Annotated in this window: 23 protein-coding genes and 1 pseudogene; 16 read left to right on the top strand and 8 right to left on the bottom strand. The window is 68.3% G+C overall.

What is annotated here, in order from left to right:
• The first annotated feature begins 4 nt into the window (after window positions 1-4).
• Genes pcaH through H7J89_RS14245 form a run of 3 tightly spaced genes read left to right on the top strand, consistent with a single transcriptional unit; the run spans window position 5 to window position 2593 of the window.
• A complete protein-coding gene (gene pcaH, locus H7J89_RS14255) occupies window positions 5-760 on the top strand; it encodes a protocatechuate 3,4-dioxygenase subunit beta (RefSeq protein ID WP_264044351.1) in 756 nt (251 codons plus the stop codon).
• Window positions 753-1370, top strand: a complete 618-nt coding sequence (pcaG, locus tag H7J89_RS14250; RefSeq protein ID WP_264044350.1) for a protocatechuate 3,4-dioxygenase subunit alpha — start codon at window positions 753-755, stop codon at window positions 1368-1370. Before pcaH ends, pcaG begins: the two co-directional genes overlap by 8 nt.
• Entirely contained in the window at window positions 1367-2593 is a 1227-nt protein-coding gene (locus H7J89_RS14245; RefSeq protein WP_264044349.1) for a lyase family protein, read from the top strand. Before pcaG ends, H7J89_RS14245 begins: the two co-directional genes overlap by 4 nt.
• Here the strand turns inward: H7J89_RS14245 and H7J89_RS14240 are convergent.
• A complete protein-coding gene (locus H7J89_RS14240; protein WP_067205793.1) occupies window positions 2584-3231 on the bottom strand; it encodes a TetR/AcrR family transcriptional regulator in 648 nt (215 codons plus the stop codon). The genes H7J89_RS14245 and H7J89_RS14240 overlap by 10 nt on opposite strands.
• Window positions 3232-3448: 217 nt before the next feature.
• On the opposite strand from H7J89_RS14240, the gene H7J89_RS14235 reads away from it, so the two are divergent.
• Window positions 3449-3730 carry a DUF1876 domain-containing protein gene (locus tag H7J89_RS14235; RefSeq protein ID WP_264044348.1) on the top strand — a complete coding sequence of 94 codons (282 nt, stop codon included), beginning with the start codon at window positions 3449-3451 and terminating at the stop codon, window positions 3728-3730.
• A 29-nt stretch (window positions 3731-3759) separates the two neighbouring features.
• Entirely contained in the window at window positions 3760-4575 is an 816-nt protein-coding gene (locus tag H7J89_RS14230) for a ribosome hibernation promotion factor (RefSeq protein WP_264044347.1), read from the top strand.
• 75 nt (window positions 4576-4650) lie between these two features.
• Here H7J89_RS14230 and H7J89_RS14225 read toward each other — a convergent pair whose 3' ends face one another.
• The 3 genes from H7J89_RS14225 to H7J89_RS14215 all read right to left on the bottom strand — a co-directional run bounded on the left by H7J89_RS14225 (window position 4651) and on the right by H7J89_RS14215 (window position 8154).
• Entirely contained in the window at window positions 4651-5775 is a 1125-nt protein-coding gene (locus H7J89_RS14225; RefSeq protein WP_264044346.1) for an Rv2629 family ribosome hibernation factor, read from the bottom strand.
• 121 nt (window positions 5776-5896) lie between these two features.
• Window positions 5897-7738, bottom strand: a complete 1842-nt coding sequence (locus tag H7J89_RS14220) for an AMP-dependent synthetase/ligase (protein ID WP_264044345.1) — start codon at window positions 7736-7738, stop codon at window positions 5897-5899.
• 152 nt (window positions 7739-7890) lie between these two features.
• On the bottom strand, window positions 7891-8154 hold the full coding sequence (locus H7J89_RS14215; protein ID WP_264044344.1) for an Rv2628 protein family: 264 nt from the start codon (window positions 8152-8154) through the stop codon (window positions 7891-7893).
• Between the two features lie 328 nt (window positions 8155-8482).
• Between H7J89_RS14215 and pat the strand changes: the two genes are divergently transcribed.
• Both pat and H7J89_RS14205 read left to right on the top strand, forming a co-directional pair.
• Window positions 8483-9466, top strand: coding sequence for an acetyltransferase Pat (gene pat / locus H7J89_RS14210; protein ID WP_264044343.1), 984 nt, complete (start codon window positions 8483-8485; stop codon window positions 9464-9466).
• A gap of 112 nt (window positions 9467-9578) precedes the next feature.
• Window positions 9579-12380, top strand: coding sequence for an AMP-binding protein (locus H7J89_RS14205; protein WP_264044342.1), 2802 nt, complete (start codon window positions 9579-9581; stop codon window positions 12378-12380).
• A gap of 14 nt (window positions 12381-12394) precedes the next feature.
• On the opposite strand, the gene H7J89_RS14200 is transcribed toward H7J89_RS14205, so the two are convergent.
• The gene (locus H7J89_RS14200) at window positions 12395-12664 is read right to left on the bottom strand and encodes a hypothetical protein (RefSeq protein WP_067205764.1); all 270 of its coding nucleotides are present in this window, start codon (window positions 12662-12664) and stop codon (window positions 12395-12397) included.
• A 220-nt stretch (window positions 12665-12884) separates the two neighbouring features.
• Here H7J89_RS14200 and H7J89_RS14195 point away from each other — a divergent pair, with 220 nt between their 5' ends.
• Together H7J89_RS14195 and H7J89_RS14190 are read left to right on the top strand one after the other, a co-directional pair.
• A complete protein-coding gene (locus H7J89_RS14195) occupies window positions 12885-14138 on the top strand; it encodes an alpha/beta hydrolase family protein (protein WP_264044341.1) in 1254 nt (417 codons plus the stop codon).
• Between the two features lie 15 nt (window positions 14139-14153).
• A complete protein-coding gene (locus H7J89_RS14190) occupies window positions 14154-15551 on the top strand; it encodes a wax ester/triacylglycerol synthase family O-acyltransferase (protein ID WP_264044340.1) in 1398 nt (465 codons plus the stop codon).
• Window positions 15552-15578: 27 nt separating this feature from the next.
• On the opposite strand, the gene H7J89_RS14185 is transcribed toward H7J89_RS14190, so the two are convergent.
• Together H7J89_RS14185 and H7J89_RS14180 are read right to left on the bottom strand one after the other, a co-directional pair.
• Window positions 15579-15794, bottom strand: a complete 216-nt coding sequence (locus H7J89_RS14185; RefSeq protein ID WP_264044339.1) for a hypothetical protein — start codon at window positions 15792-15794, stop codon at window positions 15579-15581.
• 197 nt (window positions 15795-15991) lie between these two features.
• Window positions 15992-16423: an Hsp20/alpha crystallin family protein gene (locus tag H7J89_RS14180; protein WP_264044338.1), complete on the bottom strand. Its 432-nt coding sequence runs from the start codon at window positions 16421-16423 to the stop codon at window positions 15992-15994.
• 135 nt (window positions 16424-16558) lie between these two features.
• On the opposite strand from H7J89_RS14180, the pseudogene H7J89_RS14175 reads away from it, so the two are divergent.
• Window positions 16559-18664, top strand: a pseudogene (locus tag H7J89_RS14175) (adenosylcobalamin-dependent ribonucleoside-diphosphate reductase).
• A gap of 132 nt (window positions 18665-18796) precedes the next feature.
• Window positions 18797-19957, top strand: a complete 1161-nt coding sequence (locus tag H7J89_RS14170) for a site-2 protease family protein (protein WP_264044337.1) — start codon at window positions 18797-18799, stop codon at window positions 19955-19957.
• A gap of 16 nt (window positions 19958-19973) precedes the next feature.
• Here the strand turns inward: H7J89_RS14170 and H7J89_RS14165 are convergent, their stop codons facing one another.
• Window positions 19974-20795 carry a class I SAM-dependent methyltransferase gene (locus H7J89_RS14165; RefSeq protein WP_264044336.1) on the bottom strand — a complete coding sequence of 274 codons (822 nt, stop codon included), beginning with the start codon at window positions 20793-20795 and terminating at the stop codon, window positions 19974-19976.
• Between the two features lie 94 nt (window positions 20796-20889).
• Here H7J89_RS14165 and fdxA point away from each other — a divergent pair, with 94 nt between their 5' ends.
• The 5 genes from fdxA to H7J89_RS14140 are packed head-to-tail and all read left to right on the top strand — an operon-like array spanning window position 20890 to window position 23678.
• Window positions 20890-21246 carry a ferredoxin gene (fdxA, locus tag H7J89_RS14160; protein ID WP_264044335.1) on the top strand — a complete coding sequence of 119 codons (357 nt, stop codon included), beginning with the start codon at window positions 20890-20892 and terminating at the stop codon, window positions 21244-21246.
• Between the two features lie 7 nt (window positions 21247-21253).
• Window positions 21254-21934, top strand: a complete 681-nt coding sequence (locus tag H7J89_RS14155; protein WP_264044334.1) for a helix-turn-helix transcriptional regulator — start codon at window positions 21254-21256, stop codon at window positions 21932-21934.
• Complete coding sequence (locus H7J89_RS14150; RefSeq protein ID WP_264044333.1) at window positions 21931-22356, top strand: hypothetical protein; 426 nt, start codon at window positions 21931-21933, stop codon at window positions 22354-22356. Before H7J89_RS14155 ends, H7J89_RS14150 begins: the two co-directional genes overlap by 4 nt.
• A 31-nt stretch (window positions 22357-22387) precedes the next feature.
• Window positions 22388-22732 (top strand): cupin domain-containing protein, encoded by a 345-nt coding sequence (locus H7J89_RS14145; protein WP_264044332.1) that lies wholly within the window; start codon window positions 22388-22390, stop codon window positions 22730-22732.
• Window positions 22733-22736: 4 nt separating this feature from the next.
• Window positions 22737-23678: an NAD(P)H-dependent flavin oxidoreductase gene (locus H7J89_RS14140; RefSeq protein WP_264044331.1), complete on the top strand. Its 942-nt coding sequence runs from the start codon at window positions 22737-22739 to the stop codon at window positions 23676-23678.
• Window positions 23679-23680: the final 2 nt, after the last annotated feature.

Genomic DNA, 23680 nt, shown 5'->3' with positions numbered 1-23680 from the left:
GCACATGAACCCGGAGTGTGTCGCGTCTCAGGGTGACATCACGGCCGAGATCGCCAGCATTGCAGCCGAATACCGGGGGAGCGAAGCGCAGCCCCGGCTCGACTACCCGCCCTATCGCAGCACCATCCTGCGCCACCCCAAACAACCCCTGGTGCCGGTCGATCCCGAGGATGTCGAACGCTGGGCGCCGTGCTTCGGCCACCAGGACGTCGACCCGGTCGAGGCCGACCTGACGGCCGGCCACCCGGGCCAACCCCTCGGAGAACGCGTCATCGTCGCCGGGCGGGTGCTCGACGGCTCGGGCAAACCGGTGGCGGGTCAGTTGATCGAGATCTGGCAGGCCAACGCCGGAGGCCGGTACCGCCACCAGCGTGACCAGCACCCGGCTCCGCTCGACCCGAACTTCATCGGCGCCGGCCGGTGTCTGACCGGGCCGGACGGGTCGTACCGCTTCCTGACCATCAAGCCCGGCCCGTATCCGTGGCGCAATCACCGCAACGCGTGGCGCCCGGCGCACATCCACTTCTCCCTCTTCGGCACCGCCTTCCCGCAGCGCCTGGTGACCCAGATGTACTTCCCCGGCGACCCGCTCTTCGACCTGGATCCGATCTTCCAGTCGGTCCTCGACCCCGCCGCGCGTCGCCGGCTGATCGCCCGCTACGACCACGACCTCACCGAGCCGGAGTATGCGACCGGGTATCGGTGGGACGTCGTGCTGTCCGGTGGCACCCGAACGCCGGTCGAGGGTGACGATGGCTGAATTCGCTTGCACCCCAGGACAAACGGTCGGTCCATTCCTGGACCTCGGGTTGCCGTATCCCGGGGACAGCGCCTTGGTCGACGATGGCCATCCGCACGCCGTTCGGCTACACGGCACGGTCTACGACGGCGCGGGCGACGGCGTCCCGGACGCCCTGGTCGAGCTGTGGCAACCGGACGGCACCGGACGCGTCCCGCGGCACGCCGGTTCGCTGCGCCGCGACTGGGTGTCGATCGCAAGCGCGGCGCCGGGCGCGGCGGGTCGACACCATCGAGATGATGCGACGTTCACGGGCTGGGGCCGGTCGGCGACCGACGCCGCCGGTCATTACGGCTTCATCACCGTGGCGCCCGGACCTGCGAGCGTCGGGCGGCCGCCGTTCTTCGCCCTGACCGTCTTCGCGCGGGGCCTGCTGGACCGGTTGTTCACCCGGGCCTACCTACCCGGCGGCGACGCGAGCACCGACCCGCTGCTGGCGAGCCTCGATGCCGAGCGGCGCGCCACCTTGCTCTGTGACGCCGAAAGTGGTTGCGGGCATTACCGTTTCGACATCCACCTGCAGGGCCCGCACGAAACGGTGTTCCTGGCGTACCGGGACGGTGGGCGATGACCAACCTGCTGTGGCCCGGCGACCACCGGGCCCGAGACCACATGACGGATCGGGCCCTGCTGGAATCGATGGTCGCGGTGGAAGCCGCCTGGCTGGACGCCCTCGTCGCCGAAGGCCTGGCCCCGGCCGAGTGCGCCGGGATGGACCTGCCAACGCTGCTGACCTCCAACGATTGTGAATCCCTGGCGGCCGCCGCCGAGGACGGCGGCAACCCGGTCATCGGTCTGGTCGCCCTGCTGCGGCAGCGTGCCGCGCCGGCCGTCGCGCCGTGGATCCACCGGGGACTCACCAGCCAGGACGTCCTGGACACCGGCCTGATGCTCGGAGTGCGTGACGTGGTCGGGGAGCTGAGAGCGCAGCTTGCGGAGCAGATCTCGACGCTGACCGAGCTCGCCACCCGGCACCGGGCGACGCCCATGGTGGCCCGCACCCTCACCCAACACGCGGCACCGACCACGTTCGGCGCGAAGGCGGCCGGCTGGCTGAACGGCGCCGTCGACACCATCGAAGGCCTGTTCGCGGTGGTCGTTCCCATCCAGATCGGCGGGGCCGCCGGGACACTGGCGGCGAGCACGGAGCTCGCGGCGCTGCTCACCGGCGCCGACGACCCCGCCGAGGTCTCGATCGGCCTGGTGCAAAGCGCGGCGACGGCTTTGGGTCTGGCTGTCCGATCGCCCTGGCACACGACGCGAACGCCGGTCACCGCGGCAGCCGACGCGTTCGTCGGCTGCACCGACTCCTGGGGCCGCATCGCCTCGGACATCGTCACCCTGGCCCGCCCGGAGATCGGCGAACTCAGCGAGCCGGGCGGCGGGAACCGCGGGGGTTCGTCGTCGATGCCACATAAACGAAACCCGGTGCTATCCATCCTCATTCGCCGGGCCGCGGTTTGTGCGCCGCAGCTCGCAGCGACCCTGCACACCGCCGCGGCGCTGGCCAACGACGAACGGCCCGACGGCGCCTGGCACGCCGAGTGGGATGCGCTGCGCACCTTGGCCCGGCGCACCGTGGTCGCCGGATCCCAATGCGCCGAGCTGCTGGTGGGGCTGGTGGTGCACGCCGATCGGATGTCCGAAAACCTGGCTGCGGCAGACGTTCTGGGGGAGCAGAAGGCGATCGCCGACCTGGCGGGAAAGCCGGCGTCGCCAAACTACTTGGGAGCGGTGGACCGGCTGATCGACGAGAGCCTGGACCGCGCCAGCCGGGCGCTGGGTCAGCGCTGATAGATGCTGGCCAGCCAGATGTGCAGCAGCGTGTCGATCGCCCGGTCCTCGGGCATCGCCTCGTCCTCGGCGGTGAACGTCGCGGCCATCACCCGCTCGCTCAGCATGTTGAGGGCCACCGACAGCTGCTCCGCCGGGACGGTGTCGGGGGCGGCGCCCCGGCCGCGCTCCGCCTTGATGGCCGCGGTGGTCAGCAAGATCCACCTCTGCATGAGCGTGGACCACAACTGCCGCACCTCGGGGTTGGTCGCCTTCGCCGACGCGCCCGCCACGGCGACCGCCGGGTGAGCGCCCGACACCTCGAAGAACGCCTCGATGCGGGCCCGCCAGAGTTCCGCGGGGTCGTCGGTCGATATGCCGCCGAGCGACATGAGGGCCGCGTGCGCCTTGGCGTTCATCTGGTCGAGCAGCGACAGCAGCACCGCGTTCTTCGATGGGAAATAGAAGTAGAAGGTGGGACGCGAAATCCCGGCGCCTTTTGCTAGGTCGTCGACGGAAAAGTCGGCGAGCGGCCGTTCCTGCAGCAGGCGCTCGGCCGTGGCCAGTATCGCCTGTTCGCGGTCGTCGCCTGAGTGCGGGGCCGACCGGCGGCCCCGCGAGGCATGCAGGTACTTGGTCTGTGTCGGGAGGTCGGACACGCCCGTTACTGTTGGGCACGACGATATACGCGAACGAAACTGTCGATTAATCCCAGCAATAATGTCGATTAAGTTCGACATTTTCTTCGTACGCGTCAACATATTTGCTGGCTGTTTCAAGCCACCGACCCGGCGCCGCGGCGGGCCGACGAACGACCTCACGATTCGGGACTTCCGCCCCTACTGGGGCCCCGGCGCGAAATGGTCGCATCTGGTGATGACGAAAATCGACGACGGCACCAAGACATGCCGCATCGACGTCCTGGTCGAAGAGCGCGACGAACGGACCCGGGCCAAGGCGCGGCTGTCCTGGGCGGGCAAGACGCTCGTCGGCATCGGCCTGGCGCGACTCGACCCGGCCGATCCGCCCATGGCCGCGATCGGCGACGAGCTCGCGATCGCCCGCGCACTGTCCGATCTGGCGAATCAGCTGTTCGCTGCGACATCCGTCGACATCCAAACCAGTACCCACGAACCCGTTACGGGTCTGCATCACTGAGCGATCAGCGACGAAGCAAGAAAGCGACCATGAGACACCGACCCGATTTACCGACTGCCTTCGACGTCCAGATAACGACGCACGGCCAGCTGCCCGATGCCGAGGAATACGCGCGCACCAAGATCGGCCAGCTCGGGCAGCTCGCCCACGAACCGGTGCTGCACGCCCACGTCAGGTTGGCCGAGCACGGCGACCCCGCGGTGGCGCGCCGGGTGATCGCGCAGGCAACCCTGGACGTCAACGGCCGGCCGGTGCGTGCACAGGTCGAAGGCGTCACCGCGCAGGAAGCCATCGATCGACTCGAGGCGCGACTGCGTCGCCAACTGGAGCGTGCGGCCGAGCACTGGGAAGCCAAGCGGGGCGGCATGCCCCGTCCGCATGAATGGCGGCACGAAACCGAACACAACCACCGGCCGAAGTACTTCCCGCGACCGGAAAGCGAACGCCGGATCATGCGGCACAAGTCCTACAGCCTGCCCGCGTGCACGGTCGAAGAGGCCGCGCTGGAGATGGAGCAGCTCGACTACGACTTCCACCTCTTCACCGAGGAGGGTACGCAGCAGGACAGCGTGCTATACCGCGAAGGCCCGACCGAATACCGCCTGGCACAGGTCAATCCGGGCTCTGCGGATAAGCTGGCGCCGTTCCAGTTGCCGCTGACCGTCAGTCCGCAGCCGGCCCCGCGGCTCGACGTCCAGCAGGCCATCGAGCGGATCGGCTTGCTCGGCCTACCGTTCCTGTTCTTCGTCGACGCCGCCCGGGACCGTGGCAGCGTGTTGTATCACCGCTACGACGGCCACTACGGACTCATCACGCCGGCGAGCGAACACCAACAGACCAACTGAAGCCGCGGCGGTCCCGGCAATCCCCCCGTCCGGGACCGCCGCTCCAAACCTGTTGCCGTGCGGGCGGTTCCCCGTCTACGCGCCGCGACGACGAGCTCGGTCGCCCGCGGCGTAGCGCAACAGGGCGCCCACTCCCTGGACGGGCGCCATCAGCTGACCGGCCCGGACCAACGAGGCGCCCACCGCGATGGCGTTGAAAGGCAACGCCTCATCGGCCCTTGCCACCCGTGCCACCGGTTCGCCGAGTTCGGACAGCGCGTCGGCGTCGGCCGCGATGGTGGTCAGTGCCGTACCGGTGACCACGGTGGCATCGCCCAGCTCGCCGACGATCAGCGTGTCGACGTTGCCGTCCCGAAGGGCCCGGCAGACGTCGGCCAGGCCTTCGGTCGCCCGCCCGGATCCGCGGCCGATCTCCGCTTCGAATCGTTGGGCCAGGACGGACATCTCGATGCCACGACGCCGGGCGAACTCCTCACCCGTCAGCTCGCTCATCTCTTCGTCGTCGCAATGGCTCTTGCGCGTCCCGGCATGCAACTCCGACACCCGTTCGGCGACCCGCTCGGGCAGTTCGGCAACCAGATCCGCGAGCGAACGCACTTCTCCGCACAAGAACACCACTTCGGGATCCGCGTCGTCCACCAGGCGCGTGAGTTCGTCGGCGACCGCACGGCAATTCATACGGATGGCTTCTTCGGTCGTGTGCTGAAAGTCGCCGTAACCGTTCCAACCGGCAGTCGTCGGCTTGTGCACCGGATAGCCGCCGCCCTCAACGCTTTCGGAGCTGACGGCACCGCCTCGATACAGGCTGATGTCCGCACCGGTACGGTCGATCGCGGCGAACACGTAGGTGGGCCGCCGAATTTCCGAATCGATCAACGGCACGAGGTAGGGATACTCCGACACCCGAATCACCGTGGCCGGCGGCGGGTTGATCAGGTGCTCGTTGATCAGTACATGTTCTGCGGTGGCGATCACCGCGCGGCCGCGCCGCCCGACAGCGGGTCGATGATGCAGCACCGCATCCTCGAGCATGCCGACGATTGCCCCGTCAGCGCCCATCTCGTGCAGATGCTGACGGATGCCGTGCCATTTCGCTTCGAGCTGCTCGGCGGCGTCCAGGGTGTCGTGCGAGTCGTCGAAATATACCGAGGCGAATGGGCCTTTCACTTTTACCAGCCACCTGAGGCGATCTGATTGCATGCCATCCCTCTTCACTGTTGCCGTTACCGATATTCGCCCACCGTATGGACGGTGGACGTGGCTCCACGAGAGTCGTTAGCCCCCAGCCCCGGGTCTTAGGTCCCGGGCGAAGGCCGCGCCGTCAATGCTCGTAGAGTGCCTCGAGGCGGTCGGAGAATTTGTCGATGACCGCCTTCCGGCGCAGTTTCATGCTCGGCGTCAGATCGCCCGACTCGACGGTCAGTTCGCGGTCGGCGATCGTGAACTTCTTGATCTGTTCCCAGCGATTCAGTTCGGCGTTCAGGGCGTCGATGTATCCGGCGATCAGCTGCTGTGTCTTGTCGTCACGCGCAATCTCGGCGAATGACTTGCCCGCCAGGCCATTCTTGTTGGCCCAGTCGGTGATCGCCTCGCTGTCGAGGCTGACCAGGGCGACACAGTACGGCTTGCCCTCGCCGTAGACCAGCATCTCGCTCACGTACGGGCATGAGCCTTTGAACCGCGCATCGATCGCCGACGGCGCCACGTACTTGCCCTGGGAGGTCTTGAACATGTCCTTCTTGCGGTCGGTGATCCGCAAAAATCCGTCGGGGTCGACTTCCCCGATGTCACCGGTGTGGAACCACCCGTCCTCGTCCAGCGCCTCGGAGGTGGCGTCCGGCAGGTCGTGGTAGGCGGTCATCAGTCCCGGCCCTTTGAGCAATACCTCGCCGTCGGCGGCGATCTTCACATCGGTGGCGGGGAATGGCCAGCCCACGGTCCCGAGCCGATAAGCGTTGGGGCGGTTGATGAATGATGCCGCCGCGGTCTCCGTCAGCCCGTAGCCCTCGAGCACGATGATGCCCACGGCGTCGAACCACTGGGCGACGTCACGGTCCAGCGCGGCGGCCGCGGAGACGAAGAACCGCAGACGTCCGCCGAACCGCTCGCGGATGTTGGTGAACACCAGGCGGTCGGCCACCTTGTAGGCCAGCGATGTCGCAAGCGAGGGCTTTGTACCGGTCTGCCGGGCTTCCGACACCTTGATACCGACCTTGATCGCCCAGTCGAACATCAATTTCGTGAGCCCGCCCTGTTCGGCGACCATGTCCTGGACGCGGGCGTGCGCCTTTTCGAAGATGCGCGGTGCCGCGCCCATCAGGGTGGGCCGCAGCGCGGCCAGGTTGTCGACGATCCGCTCGACGCGGCCGTCGATGGCGGTGGGAAAACCGATCTGCAGGGGCAACGCCAGCATCACCTTGCCGAACGCGTGCGCCAATGGCAGCCAAAGGAAATTCAGGTCGGTGGGGCCGAGGATGTCCAGCGAATCGATGGCCGCGGCGGTGTACGTCCACGCGCCGTGCGTCAGCCGCACGCCCTTGGGCCGCCCGGTGGTGCCGGAGGTGTAGATGAGGCTCGCCAGGTGATCGGGGCCGACGGCTGCGACCCGCTCCTTGACGGCGTCGGGTGAGTCCGCGAGCAGTTGCTTGCCCAACAGATCCAGGTCGGCGAGGGTGATCACCCAGTCGCCGTCGCCGTTGCCGTCGATGACGACGACCTTGCTGACGTCAGGCAGTTCGGCCCGGTGTTCGATCAGCTTGTCGAGCTGGGCCTGGTTTTCGGCGACCACCACCCGGCTCCCGGAATTGGCGACGATATACGCGACATCGGCGGCGTTGGTCGTCGGATACACGGTGGTGGTGGCGGCGCCCGCGCACATGATCGCGAAATCGACGAGCACCCACTCGTAGCGCGTCGCCGAGGCGAGCGCCACCCGGTCCTCATGTTCGATGCCCAGCGCGATCAGACCCGCGGCGAGATTGCTGACGCGTTCACCGACTTGCTGCCAGGTCACGCTCGCCCAGGTGTGGTCCTGCGGGTAGCGGAAGGCCTCCGCGTGCGGGGTGGCTGCGACACGGTTGACGAACATCTGTGCCACCGAGGGCGCGCGGTTTTCGATCTTGCGGAAATCGGGCCTCTCCATTGAGGCCAGTGGTGCTTTCATAATGCGATCCATTGCTCCCGAAACGTTTACCGATGACATAGGCGAACCGGTATACCGTTCGATCCTGCGGAGCGCGGTGGCTACTCGGTAGTGACGAAAGTCATGTGGGGATCGGCAAACGTCCCCGGGGCACGAGCCCCCTGTGGTGGCTCTCAGTCGGCCAGGGCTATCTCGATGGAGAGGCACTCGCCGAGGGCGTGCGCCGCGGACCAATCGCCGCCTTCGACCGCGCGCTCCAGGTCGTCGACCAAGGGGCTGTGGGCGCCGAGCTCCGCCAACCAAGCGGACACGGTAGCGGGTATCTGATGGGCGGGCACTCGGGCAACATGTCCCTCGTGGAGGCGATCGGTCAGCTGATAGATCGTGGCCGTCGACCTGCGCTGCGACCAATGCGGCCGCCACTTCGCTGCATTCATGTTCCCTCCCCGCTAGCCTTAGCGATCCATCCGACCAGCCCCGGAGGTCCGGCCGTAGAGGCCAACAGCACGACTACCGAAAGGCTTTGGTCTTCCTTCCGGCCTGCCGAAGTCCCAGTCCGACAGGGTCTTTTGTCACCATCGCCACCTACTTACTTCTCCGGCGATGGCGGTGCAGGTCGCGTACCGTACATCGGGGAGGGTGCATCGCCACGTTACTCGTTTCGGGCGCACCGGATTACGAAATTGGCGAGATGACCGATTTAGCAATGGATTCGCAATCGGGGCGTGATTCGGGCAGCAGTCTCGGGCTGACGGGCAGGCCGGCGTGAGCGCTGTCCGCGCCGAGGAGCTGGCGGCGCTTCCGGTGTTCGCCGACATTCCGGCGGAGAACCTTACGGCGCTGGCCGCCCTGCTCGAGCCCCTGCACGCCGCGCCCGGGGAGGTCCTGATGCGGCAGGGGGAGCGCGCGGAGTCCTTCGCGATCATCGCGTCCGGTCGAGTCGTGGTGAGGCACGTCGGCCCGAAGGGCCGGGTCACGACCACCGAGCTGTCATCCGCGACGATCGTCGGCGAGATCGCGTTGCTGCGGCATGCGACCCGAACGGCGACCGTGACCGCGCGGGAGGACGTGCACGGCTATACCGGATACAGCGCGGCCTTCGACTGCATGCTGGCCATGCCGGCGATCACCGACCAGATGCTGCGCACCGCGCGGCAGCGGTTGGCCGCGTACATCGTCCCCATCCCGGTGTCGTGCCGGGACGGCGCCGCGCTCTTGCTGCGGCCCGTCCTGCCCGGCGATGCCGAGCGGTTCAAGAGCAGCGGTTCCTTCTCCAAGGAGACGCTGTATCGGCGGTACCAGGGTGGCACCCCAACCGATGCGCGCCTGACGTATCTCTTCGAGGTCGACTATGTCGACCACTTCGTCTGGGTCGTCACCGACGGCCCGGCCGGGCCGGTCGTCGCCGATGCCCGCTTCGTCCGGGATCAAGACGACCCCGTCTCGGCAGAGGTTGCGCTGACCGTGGCGGACGGCTACCAGGGGCGCGGGATCGGTACGCTGCTGCTCGGCGCGCTGGCGGTCGCGGCCCGCGTCGACGGCATCAAGCGCTTCCATGGCCGCGTGCTCTCCGAGAATCCGTCCGCACGCGCGTTGGGCGAGAAGGTTAACGCGCGATGGGAGCGCGAGGAACCGGGCGTGGTCACCGCGACGGGGGAGATACCGCGCTTTCGCGACCTACCCCTCGATCGCGGTGTGTACGAGCAGATTCGGCAGGTGGCCCGCCAGGTGATCCAGGCATTCGACTAGCGGCGCAAGTGACAAATGCCCCCGCCATCTGATGGCTTTGCGCCCTTATCGGAAGGCCGGATTCGGCCGCAGCATAGGACCTGCTTGCTAGTCGAAGGAGTCGCGCCGACCGATGGCACACCAAGACTGCGCTCCTCCCGTCCTCGCGCTGGTCCGCGGCCTCGTCGAAGAGGTTCACTCGCAGGCCGCGCCACCCTCGGTGACGCTTGACAGCTCCTTCGACCACCTGGGCATCGGCAGCCTGGAACTGGCCGAACTGTTGCTGCGCGTGCAGGACGAATTCGGGGTGGCGCTGCCGCCCCACACCCTGGCCAGCGCGGAGACACCGCGCGACCTGGTGGCGGCGCTCAACCCGGTCCTGGGTCGGGGTCACGCCGCGGTGCGCGCGGGCCGCGGCGTCGTCTCGCTTCCGGCCACCGCATCGTCCGCGCCGGCGCCCGAGTCGGCGCTGACCCTCAACGACGCCCTCAACTGGCACGTCGGTGCGACCCCGGGCCGCATCCACCTCCGGATCCTCGACGATGCGGGTGACCCCCGCAACAGCACCGACATGACCTATGCGGATCTGCACCGCGAGGCGGCCGCGGTGGCCGCCGGCCTGATCGCGCACGACGTCTTGCCGGGTGACGCCGTCGCCATCATGCTGCCGACCTGCCGGGCGTATTTCGTGACATTCGCCGGCGTGGTCCTCGCCGGCGCGGTGCCCGTCCCGGTCTACCCACCCGCGCGGCCGTCCCAGCTGGCGGACCACCTGCGTCGCACCGCCGGCATCCTCGCCAATGCGTGCGCCACGATGCTCGTCACGGTGCCGGAGGCCGTCGCCCTGGGCCACCTGTTGCGCTCGAACGTCGAAAGCCTGCGTCATGTGCTCGTTCCCGAATCTCTCACGCGAGCAGGCGAACACGCACCATCATCGCTTCCCAGGCCGCGGACCGACGACCTGGCGCTGGTGCAGTACACCTCCGGCAGCACCGGGCAGCCCAAAGGGGTTGCGCTGAAGCACCGCAACCTGCTCGCCAACATCCGGGCGATGGGTCGGGCCGCGGCGGCGACCGGGTCGGACACGTTCGTCAGTTGGCTGCCGCTGTATCACGACATGGGTTTGATCGGTGCATGGTTGGGCAGCTTGTATTTCGGCGTCCCGCTGGTCGTGATGAGCCCGCAGGCGTTCCTGATCCGCCCATCGCGATGGCTGTGGGCGATCCATGCCAACCGTGCCACCATGTCGGCCGGTCCGAACTTCGCCTACGAACTCTGCCTGTCGAAGATCCGCGACGAAGAGATCGAGGGTCTCGATCTCAGTTGCTGGCGGCTTGCCTACAACGGCGCCGAACCGGTTAGCGCCGCCACCATCGAACGTTTCGGTGATCGCTTCGCCCCGTANGGGTTTCGCCGAGAAGCGATGACACCGGTCTATGGGCTGGCCGAGTCGTCGGTGGGGCTGGCGTTCCCCCCGCTGAACCGCGGGCCGATCATCGACCGGATTCGCCGAGACGCCTTCGTCAGGTCCGGGCAGGCCGAGCCCGCCAAGCCCGGGGAGCGGGACCTTCGATTCGTCGCCAGCGGCCGACCCCTGCCCGGTCACGAGATCCGGATCGTCGACGCCGCCGGCAACGAATTGGGTGACCGCCGGGAGGGGCGCGTGGAGTTCCGCGGTCCGTCCGCAACCGCAGGCTATTTCAACAACCCGGCGGCGACGCGCGCACTGTTCCACGACGCCTGGCTCGACACCGGCGACCTGGGGTACACGGTCGAGGCCGACCTGTACGTCACCGGCCGGATCAAGGACATGATCATCCGGGCAGGACGCAACCTGCACCCCGCGGAACTGGAAGAGGCGGTGGGCAAAATCCAAGGTGTCCGCACGGGCTGTGTGGCGGTGTTCGCCTCGCCCGATCCCTCCGGTGGCCCCGAGCGGCTCGTGGTCATGGCGGAGACCCGAGCGATTCGAGACGACGCGCGCGCCGCGTTACGCTCCGAAATCGCCGCCACTACAGTCGATCTGCTCGGGGTGGCGCCCGACGATGTGGTGCTGGCGCCACCCCGCACCGTACTGAAGACGTCCAGCGGCAAGATCAGGCGGGCGGCCAGCCGGACCCTCTACCAGTCCGGCAAAATCGGCGCGCGACCACGGGCGGTGTGGTGGGAACTGGCACGGCTTCGCCTCCGCGGCGCGATGCCTTCGCTGCGTCGCGTTGGTCGCGCGGCGGGCGACGTGGCCTTCGCCGGCTACGCATGGGCGGTGTACACGATCCTCGGGCTGGCGGTTGCCGCCCTGCTGCTGCTATTACCGCGGGTGGATTGGCGTTGGCGGGTGGCCCGCGCCGCGGTCCGGTTGCTGGCTCGTCTCACGGGGACGGTGATCGCCGTGGATGGGCTCGACCGCTTCCCGCCAGGCGCGTCGATTGCGGTGGCCAACCACCCCAGCTGGATCGATCCGCTGGCACTGGCGTCGGAAATGCCGCAACGGTTTCACTTCGTCGCCGCCGAAGTCCTTGAGCATCAAGGCATCAACGGATTCGTGCTCAGGCGGCTGGGCCACCAGTTCGTGGAACGTCACGAGCGTGAACACGGCGTGGCGGACACCGACCGGCTGGCCGACCTGGTGCGGGCCGGCCAGTCGCTCGTGATCTTCCCGGAAGGCCGCCTGGCCCGCGCCCCGGGGTTGCGACCGTTTCACATGGGCGCCTTCGTGGTGGCCGCCCGGACCGGTGTGCCCGTCACGCCGGTGGGGATTCGCGGGACCCGGACGATTCTGCGCCCAGAACACCATTTCCCGCGGCGCGGAGCGATCGACATTGCGGTGGGGGAGCCGATCGTGCCCTCGGGCGACAGCTGGACCGCCGCGGTCGAATTGCAGCACGCGGTGCGGAGCGCCGTCCTGGTGCTATCGGGCGAGTCGGACGTCGAATAGCCTGCGGCAGCGGTCTATTCGTCGTGCTTGCTTACGGCCTGACCGGCGCTGCGCACCACGTTGCGGAAGAATTCGATGCGGGCGGTGACCAGGTCGTCGGCCAGGTCCAGCGCGGCGTCGACGACGGTCTTGCGTCGCGACTGCTCGGGGAGCACCGGACTGATCTGGTCGACGAACTTGCGGACGGCCTCGATGGCGTGCTTGCGGCCGGATTCGACGGATTCCAGCACATCGTCGGAGAGCTCGGCCCAACGTGGCTCGGTCTTGTGCGGTGCTTCGGTCATGATCTCACTCCTGATCGACAAGGGGTTTTCGGAGATACTTGTGACGGCTCCGAGGTTACGACTGGCCAGACATCTGCGCGAGTGACAAAAGACCCTAGACGCCCGGTCATATGGCCCAGACCGGCCGCCCGCCCTCGGCTTGCCGGCCAAGGACTTTCGCGGCACCGACCGGGCCGTAAGTCCCTAACACGACGATTTCGGCGCCTGCTAATTTGCCACCATGGCGGTACCGACCAACAACGACGCTTCCCGGCGTCCGGGCGCTTTGCCGTTGACCCCACCCGGGGGCGTCGGCCTGGGCAGTGCCGTCAAACCGTTCACGAGCACCGGTCGATATTTCGCCGAGTCATGGCGCGAATATCTCGGCCAAGCCCCTGACGAGCTTCCGATCGCGCGACCCACCCTCGCCCTGGCGGCCCAGGCGTTCCGCGACGAGGTCGTCCTGATGGGCCTGAAGGCGCGGCGCCCGGTCAGCCGCCCCGAGGATTTCGAGCGCATCACGCGCGAGGTGGCCGCGGGGCTGAAGTTCTATGGCGACCGGGGATGGCTCACTAACCCGAGGCGATTTTTCGGTGCGCCGCCGCCACTTTCGGAGGTGACGGTGCGAAAGGTCAAAGGGGGGAGGCGTTCCTTCCACCGCATCTTCTTCGACAGCGGATACCGGCCCCGGCCGGGTGAACCCGGTGCACAGCGGTGGATGGGCTACACCGCGAACGACCGCGAGTACGCCCTGTTGCTGCGCCATCCGCAACCACGCCCATGGCTGGTGTGCATCCACGGAACCGAAATGGGCCGGGCCGCGTTGGATCTCGCCGTGTTCCGGGCCTGGCGGTTACACGAAGACCTCGGGTTGAACGTCGTCATGCCGGTCCTGCCGATGCACGGCCCCCGCGCCCGGGGCCTGCCGAAGGGTGCGGTGTTTCCGGGCGAGGACATCCTCGACGACGTGCACGCGACCGCGCAGGCGGTGTGGGACATCCGGCGGTTGCTGTCCTGGATACGCCGAGAGGAGCCGGAATCGCAGATCGGATTGAACGGTCTGTCGCTGGGCGGCTACATCACGGCGTTGGTCGCCAGCCTCGAAACCGGGCTCACCTGTGCGATTCTCGGTGTCCCGGTCGCAGACCTGGTCGGGCTGCTGAGTCGGCACTCCGGGCTTGGCCCCGACGATCCGCGCCGTCGGACGATCGAAGCCGCCGAGCCCATCGGGCGGATGACGTCGCCGCTTTCGCTCGCCCCGCTCGTGCCCATGCCGGGCCGCTTCATCTACGCCGGCGTCGCCGATCAGGTGGTGCATCCACGCGAGCAGGTGGTCCGCCTCTGGGAACACTGGGGGAAACCCGAGATCGTTTGGTACCGCGGTGGTCATACCGGCTTCTTCCGTGCGCGACCGGTACAGCGGTTCCTCGAGGCGGCGTTGCAGCAGTCGGGCCTATTGGATGGGGCGGTGCCCCGGCGCGACCGCCCCGCTTAGTCGCGGAGGTGGAGGATGAACCCGCTGGATCCGCTGGACGCGGCGATGATGACCGCGGAGTGGGTGTCCAACCCGATGCACGTCGGTGCCGTGCTGGTCCTGTCGCCGCCTGACGACGCCGGGCCCGACTACGTCGATGAACTGCACCGCACGACGCTGGGCGGGAACCACCCGGTCGATCCGAGGCTCCGCAGGTATCCGCATCGCGGTGTGGAGACCGGTGGCATGTGGGTCTGGCGGCACATGGATTCCGTTGATGTGAGCCGACATTGCCAGCGCCGCACGGTGTCCGGGGATGGGTTCTGGCGGCTGATCGGGGAGCTTGACGCGATGCGCCTCGACTGGAGCCGGCCGATGTGGATGTCGTATCTGATCGACGGCCTCGACGGGGGCCGCTTCGCGTTCTACATCAAGGTGCATCACAGCGTGACCGACGGGGTGGCCGGCTTTCAGATGATCACCGACGCGCTCAGCGGTGATCCCGACCGCCGGTCGATGCCGCCGTTTTACGCCGATTGCCGGCCCGAGCCCCCGCCGCGGGCTTCGGCCGGATTGGTGTCGCGTCTGGTCGCGCCGCTGCGGTCGCTGACCGATGCGGCGGCGTCGAGTGTGGGGCTGATCGGGCGGGTGGCCACCGGCGAGGTTGCGACGGTGCTGGATGCCCTGGTCGGGCACACCACGGCGCTGCCCCTGGGGGCGCCCTACACCCGGTTCAATGGCCGCGTGGGCCCCGAGCGCGCGGTCGCCGCGGGCAGCTGGGCGAAGGATCGCATCCAAGCCGTGCGGCAGGCGGCCGGCGTGACCGGCAACGACGTGCTCACCGCGATGGCGGCCGGCGTGGTGCGGCGCTGGCTGAGTGATCGCGCGGAACTGCCCAACCGGTCACTGGTGGCCGCCTGCCCCATCACGGTGCGCGGCCCCGAGGACGAGGCGCGAAACGATCAGCACGGCAACAGGTTCGGGCTGTGGATGTGTCCGCTGGGCACCAACCTGGATGACCCACTGGCCCGGCTGAACGCGATCCATCGATCCATGTCCGAGGGCAAGCACTGGGTGGCCAAACGGGGAGCGGCGGCGTCACTGCTGACGAACGCCGGCAGCATCGCGGCGACGGCGATCGGCCCGCTGCTCCCGTTCACGCCGAAAATCCGGACCGGATACAACCTGCCGGTTTCCCACGTTCGCGGCCCGGTAGCCGAAATGTATTGGAACGGCGCTCGAATCGAGGAGATGTATCCTGTGTCGACGGTCTACGACGGTCACGCACTCAACATCACGACATGCGCGTACGCCGACCGGATCGGGTTCGGCTATGCCGCGGGCCGCGACGTGGTGCCCGATATCGAGACGTTGATACCGTCGACCGAGGAGTGTCTGGCCGAGCTGGAAGCGGCAGTAGGCGTTGTTAATTGAGCATCGGCGCCAGGGCCGCTGTTGTGATCAGCCTCGCGCCCGCTGCGAGGCGCGGCCGACGTGGGCCATGATGCGTTCCAGGACGGTATTGGACAGGTCGCCGTCGTCGGCAACGCGCGACAGGCCACGGCGCCGCAGAAACGTGTCGAGGCGTCGATCCGGGGACCAGTCGGCATAAATCGGGCCGAGATACCGCGATTGCAGGAATTCCGAAGCCAGGGTGTCCACGTCAGAGTCGGTCAACGACAACGTTGGAATACCGCCCATAGCCGCTATGCCCCTTCGTTCAGCCGCAACCGCACCAGCCAAGTTACGTCAGCCGTCGCCATTATTCCGTCACGCGCAGATTGCGGATAGGGCCCAAAGTCATCACCGGAGCCGGCGCCCGCAACGGCCGTGGTGGGCCCGGGCGACGCTGCCCGGGCCCCGCTTTCAGCCGACTATTTCGCGGCGACCTTTACGTGCTTCTCCTCGGGCGCGGGCTGTGAGACCGGCACGGAGACGGTGAGGATGCCCTTGTCGTAGGTGGCCTTGATGTCGTCTTCGTTGGCGTTGGACGGCAGCGACACGGTGCGGACGAACGAGCCGTAGGAGAACTCCGATCGGCCGTCGAACTCCTTTTTCTCGGTGCGCTCGGCCTTGATGGTGAGCTGACCGTCGCGGACGGTGATATCGACGTCCTTGGCCGGGTCGATGCCGGGAATCTCGGCACGCAGCTCGTAGCGGCCGTCAACCATCTCGTCTTCCAACCGCATGAGCCGGGTGTCGAACATCGGACGGATTCCGGCGAACGACGGGAACGCCGAGAAGAAGTCCGCGAACTCGGGGAACAGCATGTGCGGCTTCTGCGTCGCAGGCAGTGTGCTGGTCATTGTTTTCTCCTGGGATGTCTGTTGTCTGAAACGGACGTCTTCGATCCGACCACTCGAGCCGACACCACGGTAGGGACGGAAGTCCTTATCTCGTTTCGGGCGACGACTTTTGGGTGTTACGGGGATACTCGAACGATGGTCGGTACAGCGCGGTCCGCGCGGTGGCCGTCGAGCATCAGGCGCCGGGACGGACGTCTGGTGCCATTCGACGTGGGCCGCATCGAGACGGCGATCGCTCGGGCCGCCCGTGAGGTCGGACACCGCGACCCGGACTTGCCCGGCGGGTTGGCCAGGTCGGTGGCCGATGCCCTTGCGGGTGAGGCCCGCAGCGGAATTCCGGGGGTCGAGGAGATCCAAGATGTGGTCGAGGCGCAGCTGGCGGCGGCCGGCCTGGACGACGTTGCCGGCGCTTATGCCGTCTACCGCCGGCACCATGCCGAATTACGCGCGACCAAAGAGCTGACAGGTGTGCGCGACGAACTCAAATTGAGCGTGGCCGCCGTGACGGTGCTGGGCGAGCGCTATCTGTTGCGCGACGACCGCGGCAGGCCGGTTGAATCAACCGGCGAAATGATGGACCGCGTCGCGAACCACGTCGCGGGGGCCGAAGAGCGGTTCCAGTCCGGGTCCTCGGCGGTGTGGGCCCAACGGTTTTCGGCGCTGCTGCGTGGCCTCGAGTTTCTACCCAACTCGCCGACGCTGATGAACGCCGGCACCGAACTGGGGCTGCTTTCCGCGTGTTTCGTTCTGCCAGTGGCTGATTCGCTCCATTCGATCTTCACCGCGCTCGCGCAGAGCGCGGACATACACCAGGCGGGTGGCGGAACCGGCTACGCGTTCACCCACCTGCGACCCGCCGGCGATTCGGTGGCCCGCACCGGCGGGACGGCCAGCGGACCCCTCTCGTTCCTTCGGCTTTTCGATCACGCCGCCGCGGTGATCTCGATGGGCGGTCGCCGACGCGGTGCGTCGATGGCAGTGCTCGACGTATCGCACCCCGACATCTACGACTTCGTCACCGCCAAGTCGCGCTCGGCGAGCGAGCTCAACCAGTTCAATCTGTCGGTGGGCGTGACGGACCGATTTCTGCGCGCCGTCGGGCGCGGCGGCGGCCATCGGCTGGTCAACCCGAGGACGGGCACGACGGTCGCGACGGTGCCCGCGGCCGATCTGTTCACCGCGATCTGCGAGGCCGCACATCGGTGCGGCGACCCGGGACTGGTGTTCCTCGACACGATCAACCGCGCCAATCCGACGCCTGCGTTGGGCCGGATCGAGGCCACCAACCCGTGCGGGGAAGTCCCGCTGTTGCCCTACGAGTCGTGCAACCTCGGTTCGATAAACCTTGCCCGGATGGTCAGCCGCGGCGGCGTCGATTGGGATCGGCTCTCAGCGGTGACGGAACTGGCCGTGCGTTTCCTGGACGACGTCATCGACGTCAGCCGCTTTCCCTTCCCCGAAGTCGAAGCGGCCACCAAGGCGACCCGCAAGGTCGGGCTGGGCGTCATGGGTCTGGCGTAGATGCTGGCCGGCTTGGGCATTCCGTACGACAGCGAGCGCGGCGTTCGCCTGGCCGGCCGGATCGCCCGCACCGTCAACCGGGTCGCACATGCCGCCTCCGAGCGGCTGGCCGAGGAGCGCGGACCGTTTCCGGCCTTCCGGGACAGCCGCTTCGCGGGTTCTGCGCCGCGGCGCAACGCCCAGCTGACCTCCATCGCGCCCACCGGCACCATCTCGTTGATCGCCGGGACCAGCGCGGGCATCGAGCCGATGTTCGCGATCGCCTACGTCCGGGCCGTCATCGGGCGACGCCTGCTCGAGGTCAACCCGTGTTTCGACCGGCTCGCGCGTGACCGCGGTTTCTACCATCCCGACCTGATCGCCGAAATCGCCCGGCACGGCGGCGTTCGCGCGGACCGGCACGTCCCCGCCGAGGTTCGGGCGGCGTTTCCCACCGCGGGGGAGATCACCCCGGATTGGCACCTGCGGATGCAGGCCGCGGTGCAGCGGCACGTCGACGCCGCGGTGTCCAAAACCGTCAACCTGCCGGCGGAATCGACCGTCGACGACGTCCACGCGATCTACCTGGCTGCGTGGAAGGCGAGGGTGAAAGGCATCACCGTCTACCGCTACGGCACTCGGGCCGGACAGGTGCTCACCTACGTCGGCGCCGAGGAGGCCCTGCTTGCCGCCGACGCCACGTTCAGCGGCGGCTGCCTGGGGCGCCGGTGCGAATTCTGACCGAGTCTCGCGCAGGCCGATTGGCCGCCGTCGCGGGGTCCTAGTGCCCTAGCGGCGGCCGCGGCGGCGCCCTACTTTCGAGCCAGAGACGGCAGTCGAACCGGCTCTACTCAACGACTTTGGAGGTTTGACGTGCGCGACGCGATCCCAATAGGGCGGATCGCCGGATTTCCGGTGAACGTCCACTGGAGCGTGCTGGTCATCCTGTGGTTGTTCACCTGGAGCCTGGCCAGCACGCTGCCCGGAACCGTCAAAGGATATTCGCACGGCGCCTACTGGTTGGCCGGAGCGTGCGGCGCGCTGGTGCTGCTGGCGTCGCTGGTGGCGCACGAGCTCGCGCATGCCGTCGTCGCCCGCCGCGCCGGGGTGTCCGTGGGGAGCGTGACGCTCTGGCTTTTCGGCGGCGTGACCACCCTCGGCGGCGAGGCCAAGACGCCCAAGGCGGCCTTCCGGATCGCGATCGCCGGGCCGGCCATCAGTCTCGCGCTGGCCGCCGCCTTCGGCGGGCTGGTCGCGGCGCTGCATACCGTGCGCGCCGCTCCCATCGTGATCGGGGTCGCTTCCTGGTTGGCCGTCATCAATCTGCTGCTGGGCCTGTTCAACCTGTTGCCCGGCGCGCCCCTGGACGGTGGCCGGGTGCTGCGGGCCATCCTGTGGCGCCGCCACGGGGACAGCGTGCGAGCGAGCATCGGCGCGGCGCACGCCGGACGGGTGGTCGCCTTCATCCTCATCGGGCTGGGGCTGGCCGAATTCTTGTTGGGTGGTGTGGTCGGCGGTGTCTGGCTGGCGTTTATCGGCTGGTTCATCTTCGCCGCCAGTCGCGAGGAGGAGACGCGGATATCGACCCAGCAGATGTTCTCCGGCGTACGCGTGGCCGACGCGATGACCGCCGGGCCGCATACCGCGCCCGGTTGGATCACCGTCGACGATTTCGTCCAGCGCTATGTGCTCGGTGATCGGCATTCGGCCTACCCGGTCGTCGACCGGAGCGGGGCGATTACCGGTCTGATCACGTTGCGTCGGTTGCGGGAGGTCGCGCCCGGCCAGCGCGCCACCGTCACCGTGGGGGAGGTCGCGCAACCGCTGGAAGAGGTGCCGTCCGGCGCGCCACAGGAGCCGCTGACCGCCCTCCTGGAGCGGATGGCACCGGCCGGTCCCCGCAGCCGTGCCCTGGTGTTCGACGGCGCGCAGGTGGTCGGCATCGTTACGCCCACCGATGTGGCGCGGCTCATCGAGGTCTATCGGCTCGCCCACCCAGAAGACGCGAAACCGGCGTCGGCGCAAAGCATTTAGTCGATGTCGCGCGGGGTCAGGGTTTGTGGGCGACGATTGCGACGGCGGCCAGTTGCTTGCGGTGCCGGCGGAACGTGCGGCGCATCGTGAGGACCCGCCTGCGGGCGTCCCGGTGGACCAGCACGTTGCGGGCGAACCGCAGCGCCCCGAGCAGCCCTTCGTCGGCGACCAGTCGGCGCGGCTGCAACAGGGCCATGGGCGCGGTCTCGATGTGGTCAACCACCAGCCCGTGGTCGGCGAGCAGCCCCGACCATTCCGCGACCGTCAGCGGCCGCGCGTTCACCTTGATCGCGCGCGCCAGCGATTGCCGGATGTCGGTGCTGACCTCCTCCGAGACGGTGTCCGGTGTGAGGGCCAATTCGTGGATCGCATACCGGCCCCGCGGCCGGAGCACTCGCGACGCCTCGGCGACGATGGCGTGCTTGGTCGCGTCACCCTGCATGCTCAGCATCGCCTCCCCGATGACGACATCCGTGCTCGCATCCGGTAATCCGGTGGCCGCCGCGTCGGCGACCCGGACGGCGCCGTTCTCGACGCCGAGTTCGGTGAGCACGCCGCGTACCACCGTGGCCGCGTCGGGATCCCCCTCGGCGCCGACGTACGACCGTGGGTGGCGGGCCAGGATCTCGGTGGCGGTGCGGCCCAGGCCGGGGGCCAACTCGACCACGTCGGCGCCGGCCACCTCGGCGCGGGCCAGCAGGGCGCGGGTGAGCTCGACGCCGCCGGGGCGCAGGACGCGCTTACCGAGCCGGGCCAGCAGCCAGTGGCCCGCAACGGCGTCGTCGGCGCGGCCCGCCGCGGGCAGGGGAGCCCGGGAATCGGGTTGCGGCTTGATCATCAGACCGCTGGCCGCGCAGAGTTTTTCAGAGGTGGCATACCCGGTTCTCCCAATCGTCTCGTTTTTACAAGCAATGTTGTGTAAACTCTAGCCCATGACGTACGTGATCGGGAAGCCATGCATCGACGTGATGGATCGCGCCTGTGTGGACGAGTGTCCCGTCGATTGCATCTACGAAGGCGGCCGCGCGCTCTACATACATCCCGACGAATGCGTGGACTGCGGCGCGTGCGAGCCGGTGTGCCCGGTCGACGCCATCTATTACGAAGACGACCTGCCCGAGGAGCTCAGACCGTATCTGGCCGACAACGAGGCGTTCTTCGCCGAAACTCTGCCGGGCCGCGACGCGCCCTTGGGATCCCCGGGTGGGGCGGCCAAGATGGGTCCGCTCGGTGTAGACACGCGTCTGGTGGCCGCTCAGCCGAGGGCCGACCAATCGGAAGGAGCGTGAGGGTCGCGTGAAGTTGTCGCCGACGTCGATCGGGGAATCCGCCAGCCGCCGCCACGCGGTCCTGCGGGTGTTGCGGGCGTCGCCCGATCCCATGAGCATCGCTGCCATCGCCGAGGTGCTGGGCGTGCACCCGAATACCGTCCGCTTCCACCTCGACAGCCTGGTCGGTGACGGGCAGGTGGAGCACGTCGAGCTGGATCGCAAGGGGCCGGGCCGCCCGCCGCTGATGTTCCGCGCGGTCCGGCAGATGGACCGCGGCGGGACGCGGCACTATCGCCTGCTCGCCGAGATCTTGGCCGTGGCGTTCGCCGGCGAGCGCGATGCCGGTGCCAAGGCGTTGGCCGCGGGCCGGGCCTGGGGGCAAAAGCTGGATGCCAGCCTGGAGGCGGTTCCCACGGAATCCGCCAGCGCCGACGACGCCATCGACCACTTGGTCAACATGCTCGACGAGCTCGGCTTTGCGCCCGAGCGCCGGGCGGCCGACGGGGAGCAACAGGTCGGTCTGCGGCACTGCCCGTTCCTGGAGTTGGCCGAAAATCGGACCGCCGTCGTGTGCCCGGTGCACCTGGGCCTCATGCAAGGCGCCATGGAGGCCTGGGGGGCGCCGGTGTCGGTCGATCGGCTCGACGCGTTCGTCGAACCGGATCTGTGCGTGGCGCACCTGGCGCCGCGGGCTGCGGCCAAATGAGCACCGGCCCGGCGATCGCGGTTGCGGTCACCTTCGTGTGGCTCGGCATGGTGCTGGCGATCTCGTTCCTGGAAGCTCCGCTGAAATTCCGCGCGCCCAACGTGACGTTGCAGATCGGGCTCGGCATCGGGCGGCTGGTGTTCCGGGCCCTCAACACCGTCGAGGTCTGCTTCGCCCTGGTCCTGGTGGCGATCGTGGCCGGGGGCCCGACGACAAGGGGCGTCACCGTCGCGATTTTCGTCGCAGCCGGTGCGCTGGCCGGGCAGTTGATCGCGGTGCGCCCCAGACTGACCCGCCGCTCGGACAGGGTGCTCGCCGGGTCGGACGGTCCGCGCTCCCGAGCCCACTACGTGTACGTCGGCTTCGAGGTAGTCAAAGTAATCGCGTTGGTCGTGGCGGGGATACTGCTACTGACGGCCTGATCGTGTCCGTTCAACCGCAAAGGACTCAGCTATGGAATCGATCTCGTTGACCAGCCTCGCGTCCGAAAAACTGGCCGAGGCCAAGGAATCGCACAGCGGGCGGGCCGCCCACACCATCCACGGTGGCCACAGCCACGAACTTCGGCAGACCGTGCTGGCTTTGCTTGGCGGCCATGAGCTTTCCGAACACGACGGCCCCGCGGAGGCAACGCTGCAGGTGCTGCAGGGCCACGTGCGCCTGACCACCGGCGGTGACGCCTGGGAGGGCAAAACCGGCGACTATGTCGCGATCCCGACCGAACGGCACGCCCTGCAGGCGGTCGAGGATTCGGTGGTCATGCTGACCGTGCTGAAGACCATTCCGTCGGTTCACTAGCCGGATGCTTTCCACGCCCTGGTCAAAGGAATTCGGGCTGCGGGTACCGATCGTCAACGCGCCCATGGGCGGCGTCGCCGGAGGTCGGCTGGCGGCGGCGGTGACCGCGGCCGGCGGCCTGGGCATGGTCGGCATGGGCAGCGTCGCCACCAGGGAACTGCTGCGAACCCAGCTGCAGCACGTGCGGGGACCGTTCGGCATCGGCCTGGTCGATTGGGTGATGCGCACCGAGGCGGGCCTGCTCGAGGATGCCCTGGCCGCGGGGCCGGCCCTGCTGTCGGTCAGTTTCGGGACCGACTGGTCGTGGGTCGCCAAGGCGCACGACGCCGGGATCCCCACCGCCACACAGGTATACGACGGTGTCGGGGCGCGTCAGGCGGCCGACGCCGGCGTCGACATTCTGGTCGCCCGGGGGTCCGAGGGCGGCGGTCACGGTGAAACGAAGCTCGCGACGCTGCCGTTGCTCGATACCGTGCTGGACGCCGTCTCGGTGCCGGTCCTCGCGGGCGGCGGTGTCGCCTCGGCGCGCAGCCTGGCCGCCGTGCTGGCCGCCGGCGCGAGCGGGGCATGGGTGGGCACCCGCCTGGCCGCGTGCCCGGAGGCGCTCTCCGGCGACGGCAGCCGCCGCGCGCTGATCGCGGCCCTGGCCACCGACACAGCGGTCACCCGGGCCTTCGACGTCGCCCAGGCCCGGCCGTGGCCCGCGCGATTCCCGTCCCGGGTGCTGACCAACGACTTCGTCGAGCGCTGGACCGGTAAAGAGGACACACTCAATCCGCAGGCCTGCGACGACCTGGCGGCCTCCATCGCCGCCGATGACCGCCGGGTGGCGCCCGTGGACGCCGGTCAGGGCGTCGGGATGATCCGTGACGATGCGTCGGTGGCCGAGGTTATTGACGAAATGTGTTCGGGTGCAAAGCGTTTGCTGAACGCGTGGGGCTCCTAGCG

The organism is Mycobacterium paraffinicum, from assembly GCF_025822865.1.
Taxonomy (GTDB): Bacteria; Actinomycetota; Actinomycetes; order Mycobacteriales; family Mycobacteriaceae; genus Mycobacterium; species Mycobacterium paraffinicum.
This window is presented reverse-complemented; position numbering and strand designations above follow the sequence as displayed.

Coding starts and splice junctions, on each gene's coding strand:
- pcaH (WP_264044351.1), top strand. CDS start 5: ATGAACCCGGAGTGTGTCGCGTCTCAGGGTGACATCACGGCCGAGATC.
- pcaG (WP_264044350.1), top strand. CDS start 753: ATGGCTGAATTCGCTTGCACCCCAGGACAAACGGTCGGTCCATTCCTG.
- H7J89_RS14245 (WP_264044349.1), top strand. CDS start 1,367: ATGACCAACCTGCTGTGGCCCGGCGACCACCGGGCCCGAGACCACATG.
- H7J89_RS14235 (WP_264044348.1), top strand. CDS start 3,449: ATGACGAAAATCGACGACGGCACCAAGACATGCCGCATCGACGTCCTG.
- H7J89_RS14230 (WP_264044347.1), top strand. CDS start 3,760: ATGAGACACCGACCCGATTTACCGACTGCCTTCGACGTCCAGATAACG.
- H7J89_RS14225 (WP_264044346.1), bottom strand. CDS start 5,775: ATGCAATCAGATCGCCTCAGGTGGCTGGTAAAAGTGAAAGGCCCATTC.
- H7J89_RS14220 (WP_264044345.1), bottom strand. CDS start 7,738: ATGAAAGCACCACTGGCCTCAATGGAGAGGCCCGATTTCCGCAAGATC.
- H7J89_RS14215 (WP_264044344.1), bottom strand. CDS start 8,154: ATGAATGCAGCGAAGTGGCGGCCGCATTGGTCGCAGCGCAGGTCGACG.
- H7J89_RS14200 (WP_067205764.1), bottom strand. CDS start 12,664: ATGACCGAAGCACCGCACAAGACCGAGCCACGTTGGGCCGAGCTCTCC.
- H7J89_RS14195 (WP_264044341.1), top strand. CDS start 12,885: ATGGCGGTACCGACCAACAACGACGCTTCCCGGCGTCCGGGCGCTTTG.
- H7J89_RS14190 (WP_264044340.1), top strand. CDS start 14,154: ATGAACCCGCTGGATCCGCTGGACGCGGCGATGATGACCGCGGAGTGG.
- H7J89_RS14180 (WP_264044338.1), bottom strand. CDS start 16,423: ATGACCAGCACACTGCCTGCGACGCAGAAGCCGCACATGCTGTTCCCC.
- H7J89_RS14165 (WP_264044336.1), bottom strand. CDS start 20,795: ATGATCAAGCCGCAACCCGATTCCCGGGCTCCCCTGCCCGCGGCGGGC.
- fdxA (WP_264044335.1), top strand. CDS start 20,890: ATGACGTACGTGATCGGGAAGCCATGCATCGACGTGATGGATCGCGCC.
- H7J89_RS14150 (WP_264044333.1), top strand. CDS start 21,931: ATGAGCACCGGCCCGGCGATCGCGGTTGCGGTCACCTTCGTGTGGCTC.
- H7J89_RS14145 (WP_264044332.1), top strand. CDS start 22,388: ATGGAATCGATCTCGTTGACCAGCCTCGCGTCCGAAAAACTGGCCGAG.
- H7J89_RS14140 (WP_264044331.1), top strand. CDS start 22,737: ATGCTTTCCACGCCCTGGTCAAAGGAATTCGGGCTGCGGGTACCGATC.